Below are 3,820 nucleotides of genomic sequence, written 5' to 3' on the forward strand. Positions count from 1 at the left end.
GAGCCGGAGCCGCTGCGCGGCGACGGCGTGCGCTGATCAGTTCGACTTGTCGAAATAGTGCAGCGCCGCCGAGGTGAGGGCGCCGCCGACCACGCAGGGCAGGCCGAGCGCGACCTGCCCGATGGCGGCGGCGGCGACACAGCCGAACGACATCGCCCCCTCGCCGATGCGGCCCCACAGCGACGGCTCGCGCCGGCCGCCGGACTTCTCCAGCGCCCGGATGGCGGCCAGTGCCTCCTTGCGCACGCGCCCGACATCGACCGTCTCGGCGGCCAGGATCGCATCCTTCAGCACCGCGGCGGTCCCCGGCGGCTGGGTCTGCAGCTCGGCCCGCAGCAGCGCCAGCAGCGCCGGGTCGCGCGCCCCATTGGCGACCAGCGTGAACTTCGCCATGCTGCCGACCGTGAGGCGATCGAGGTCGTCGCGCTCCAGCGACCACGGCAGCAGCGCGACGATGCGGCCGATCGGGGCGGCGTCGCCGCTGGCGAAATAGAGACCCCACAGCGTGTCCAGCACGTCCGGCCCGACCGCGAGCGCCGGCGTCTTGGGCGCCGCCTCGCCGACCCGCAGCCAGCCCCGCATGCGTGTCCAGACGGAGGGATCGTCGTCGATCGCCAGCCGGTCGAGAGTCGGCATGCGGTCGTTCACATAGGCCTCGACCATGGCGCGGTGCTGCGGGAAGCGCGCCGCATTGCGGGCCAGCAGGCCCTTCCAGTCGGGATGGCCTGAATAGGCGATGGCTCGCACGATGACCCAGCCGTCGGCCGGCGGGAACGGCACCATGGCGGCGATCAGCCGGTCGGCCCGGGTCGGCTGTGCCGCGATCACGCCGGCCAGGAAGCCGACATAGAGGCCGGCGGCCTCGGGCGTCGCCAGCGCGCCGGCCTGGCTCGCCGTCTTGTAGGCGGCCGCGACGCGCCCGGGCTCCGGCCGCGACCGGTAGGCATGGATGAAGTGCAGCACGGATTCGGAGGACGTGAACGGCCCGCCGCTCTGTCCGGCCGCCGCGTCCGGCGTTGCCGTCGCGATCGGCGCCTTGGCGCTCGTCGTTGCGACCGTGGGCTCGGCATCGGCCGGCTCGGCTCGGGCCGAACCGGCATCGACCGAGAGCGCCGCGGCGAGCAGCGATCCCGCGGCCAGGACGGCGATCCATGATCTCATTCGCTTCCCCTCCGCCGTCCGCGACACCGCGAGGGTGTCGGCACGGCTGTTCCCCGGAGGGTCTTCGACCAGATCGGAGGGGCGAATTCGTGGGGTGGTGAGGCCGATTCTTGGGCGCGATCGGGGCGCGGTTGGCGTGGCTTTACGGCCACCCGCAGTGGAGCCCGGCGATGCGCGTGCGCTGGACGAAGCGGATCGGCGGCCGCTCAGGCGGCTTTGAGAGGACGTGCGCGGCTCTGCGTCAGCTCGACATAACGGGCGATGTCCTGGGCGCGGCTCTCGTGCCCGGTCATGGCCTCGGACCAGATCGTGCGGATCTCGTCCTCGTTGTCGTAGTAGTTGATGCCGCGCCACTGATTGAGGCGGATGCTGCCGTCCGCCATCCGGGTGGCCGAGAACAGCAGCCCGAGGCTCCCGAGCCGGTCCAGAAAGTCTTTGATCCTGAAATCCGACATGGCTGCCTCGCTCCCCTGATTCGTCAGTGTGGGGCCTTTTCACAGCCGGTCAATTTGTAACCATGATTTTGACCAGATGTTCACCGCGGACAGCCATGAGCTGTGGCTGAGGAGTCACACGCGTGGCGTCGCCGTACCGCTGACTAGCCCGACCGCTGCGCGCGCCCCGACTCTGGCACCGGCCGTGCGGCGCTGCGGCGCGGGCGCGGCAGTGGCGCGGCGCGGGAGCCTCGTGCTAGGTGCTGCCGTCCCGTCGACCGCACCGGAACCCGCATGGCCGCCGCCGCTCGCATGAATCCCGCCCTCAAGGTCGCGCTCGACGTCGGCCCGCTGGTGCTGTTCTTCGTCGCCAATGCGAAATTCGGCATCTTCGCCGCGACCGCCACCTTCATGGTGGCCGTGGTGGCGGCGCTCGTGGTGTCGTGGGTGCTGACCCGGCATCTTCCGCTGATGCCCGTCGTCTCGGCCGTGATCGTCCTGGTGTTCGGCAGCCTGACCCTGGTGCTGCACGACGAGACCTTCATCAAGCTCAAGCCGACCCTGATCTACCTCCTGTTCGCGATCGTGCTGGCGGTCGGCCTCTGGCGCGACCGGCCGCTGCTCGCGATGGTGTTCGACAGCGTGTTCGACCTGACCGACGAGGGCTGGCGCAAGCTGACGGTGCGCTGGGCCGTGTTCTTCCTGGTGATGGCGGCCGTCAACGAGCTGGTCTGGCGCACGCAGTCGACTGACTTCTGGGTGAACTTCAAGCTGTTCGGCTTCGTGCCGCTGACCTTCCTGTTCGCCGTCCTGCAGGTTCGGCTGCTGGCGCGCCACGCCGCCGAGCCCGATCCGGCGCAGGCCGACGAGGCCGCCGCGCCGGCCGGATCCGCGCCCGTGCCGCCCGTTTCCCCGCCCTCCGCCATGCGCAGAACGGAAGCCGAATAGCCCTTGCAATGCGGGCCGCAGTTTGCGAAGCCCTCCGCACCATCGGGACGCCCCGGCGACCGGTGGGTCCCGACGCAACGGACCGAGCGGGCGCGGCATGGCTGAACGCATTGCACTGATCACCGGAATCACCGGACAGGACGGCGCCTATCTGGCGGAGTTCCTGCTGGCCAGGGGCTACACGGTGCACGGGCTGCGGCGCCGGTCGTCGTCGTTCAACACCGGCCGCATCGATCACGTGCTGCACGATCCGCACGAGCACGGCGTGCCGCTGACGCTGCATTACGGCGACCTCACCGACTCGACCAATCTGCTGCGGGTCGTGCAGGAGACGCAGCCGACCGAGATCTACAATCTCGCGGCCCAGAGCCATGTCGCGGTGAGCTTCGAGACGCCCGAATACACCGCCAACGCCGATGGGCTCGGCACGCTGCGGCTGCTCGAGGCGATCCGGATTCTCGGGCTGCAGAAGCAGGTGCGCTTCTATCAGGCGTCGACCTCCGAGCTCTACGGGCTCGTCCAGGAGGTGCCGCAGCGCGAGTCGACGCCGTTCTATCCGCGCTCGCCCTACGCGGTCGCCAAGCTCTACGCCTACTGGATCACGGTGAACTACCGCGAGGCCTACGGCATCCACGCGTCGAACGGCATCCTGTTCAACCACGAGAGCCCGATCCGCGGCGAGACTTTCGTGACCCGCAAGATCACCCGCGCCGTCGCCGCGATCGTCTCGGGCGTGCAGGAGAAGCTGTTTCTCGGCAATCTCGACGCCAAGCGCGACTGGGGCCATGCGCGCGACTATGTCGAGGGCATGTGGCGGATCTGCCAGCAGGCCGAGCCCGGCGACTACGTGCTGGCGACCGGCGAGACCCACACGGTGCGCGAGTTCACCGAGAAGGCTTTCGCGCGCGCCGGCCGCACCATCGCCTGGCAGGGCGAGGGCGTCGAGGAGAAGGGCGTCGACAGGGCGAGCGGCGACGTCGTCGTCGAGGTCGATCCGCGCTATTTCCGGCCGACCGAGGTGCATCAGCTGCTCGGCGATCCGACCAAGGCGCGCGAGCAGCTCGGCTGGCGCCACCGCGTCAGCTTCGACCAGCTCGTCGAGGAGATGGTCGACGCCGATCTCGAAGCGCTGCGCCGGCACAATGCCGGCGTGCGGATCTGACGATCAAACGAATCATCGGTCTGGATTTCTGATAACGAGCGTTGGCGGTGTCGAAGAAGTCGATCCCCTCCTCCAGGCAGCGCGACACCATGCGGTCGGCGGTCGGCTGATCGAC

The 3,820-nt window shown here is 69.6% G+C and carries 4 protein-coding genes; 2 read left to right on the forward strand and 2 right to left on the reverse strand.

Annotated elements, in window-relative coordinates:
* Window positions 1–36: 36 nt before the first annotated feature.
* Together CH341_RS29230 and CH341_RS29235 are read right to left on the reverse strand one after the other, a co-directional pair.
* Window positions 37–1,161, reverse strand: a complete 1,125-nt coding sequence (locus tag CH341_RS29230; RefSeq protein ID WP_111422806.1) for a hypothetical protein — start codon at window positions 1,159–1,161, stop codon at window positions 37–39.
* A gap of 206 nt (window positions 1,162–1,367) precedes the next feature.
* Window positions 1,368–1,616, reverse strand: coding sequence for a hypothetical protein (locus CH341_RS29235; RefSeq protein ID WP_111422809.1), 249 nt, complete (start codon window positions 1,614–1,616; stop codon window positions 1,368–1,370).
* Between the two features lie 273 nt (window positions 1,617–1,889).
* On the opposite strand from CH341_RS29235, the gene CH341_RS29240 reads away from it, so the two are divergent.
* Together CH341_RS29240 and gmd are read left to right on the forward strand one after the other, a co-directional pair.
* Window positions 1,890–2,543: a septation protein A gene (locus CH341_RS29240; protein WP_111422811.1), complete on the forward strand. Its 654-nt coding sequence runs from the start codon at window positions 1,890–1,892 to the stop codon at window positions 2,541–2,543.
* 97 nt (window positions 2,544–2,640) lie between these two features.
* Entirely contained in the window at window positions 2,641–3,705 is a 1,065-nt protein-coding gene (gene gmd, locus CH341_RS29245) for a GDP-mannose 4,6-dehydratase (RefSeq protein ID WP_111422813.1), read from the forward strand.
* Window positions 3,706–3,820 lie beyond the last annotated feature (115 nt).

This window comes from Rhodoplanes roseus, from assembly GCF_003258865.1.
Taxonomy (GTDB): Bacteria; Pseudomonadota; Alphaproteobacteria; order Rhizobiales; family Xanthobacteraceae; genus Rhodoplanes; species Rhodoplanes roseus.

What these genes read in the sequence shown, in the direction of transcription:
- CH341_RS29230 (WP_111422806.1), bottom strand. Translation starts at nt 1,161, where the DNA reads ATGAGATCATGGATCGCCGTCCTGGCCGCGGGATCGCTGCTCGCCGCG.
- CH341_RS29235 (WP_111422809.1), bottom strand. Translation starts at nt 1,616, where the DNA reads ATGTCGGATTTCAGGATCAAAGACTTTCTGGACCGGCTCGGGAGCCTC.
- CH341_RS29240 (WP_111422811.1), top strand. Translation starts at nt 1,890, where the DNA reads ATGGCCGCCGCCGCTCGCATGAATCCCGCCCTCAAGGTCGCGCTCGAC.
- gmd (WP_111422813.1), top strand. Translation starts at nt 2,641, where the DNA reads ATGGCTGAACGCATTGCACTGATCACCGGAATCACCGGACAGGACGGC.